Genomic DNA, 581 nt, shown 5'->3' with positions numbered 1-581 from the left:
ATATATGGACGATACCAAAAGAAAACATGAAAGGTATTGTAGGGAAAGTTTCAGACTTTCGCGTGCTACTAAGTGATGAAGCTTTAAGAGTTATTGAAAAAACTCTCCCCTTTGAAAAGAATGGTTTTCTCTTTTCTGGTCTTAGAGGCAACCCCATTTCTGATGCCACCATGGCAAAATATATGACAGTTTGTGGTTTGACTTATCGTCCCCATGGTTTTCGTTCAAGTTTACGGGATTGGATAGCAGAGACAACGTCAACACCGTTCGAGATTGCCGAAACTGTTCTTGCCCATTCAGTTGGGAGTTCAGTGACAAAAGCTTATATGCGAACGGATTTTTTAGAACAACGACATGTTCTCTTGGAACAGTGGGCTTCATTTATAACAGGATAGAATTTTTACAATTACCTCTGCAGTGTTTTTAGCTATTTTGGAGAGAAATTTGATATGTCCAATTCTGTGAAAATAACAGTTTTAAATGTGTAAAGCTATTATTGATAGTCTCCATGAGACGAGCAAAATTAAGAAACCATTTTCTAAAGAATTTCGCGCGTCTCAGAGTATGTTTAGAGTCGGATA

General features: G+C 37.5%; 1 protein-coding gene. It reads left to right on the top strand.

Going from position 1 to position 581, the window contains the following annotated elements:
* On the top strand, positions 1–395 hold a 395-nt coding region (locus ACFIMA_RS09955), incomplete at its 5' end, for a tyrosine-type recombinase/integrase (protein ID WP_375693477.1).
* Positions 396–581 lie beyond the last annotated feature (186 nt).

It is taken from the genome of Bartonella sp. AP88HLJMH, assembly GCF_042195605.1.
Taxonomy (GTDB): Bacteria; Pseudomonadota; Alphaproteobacteria; order Rhizobiales; family Rhizobiaceae; genus Bartonella.
Note: the sequence above shows the minus strand (reverse complement) of the source record. Positions and strands in the feature narration are given on the sequence as shown.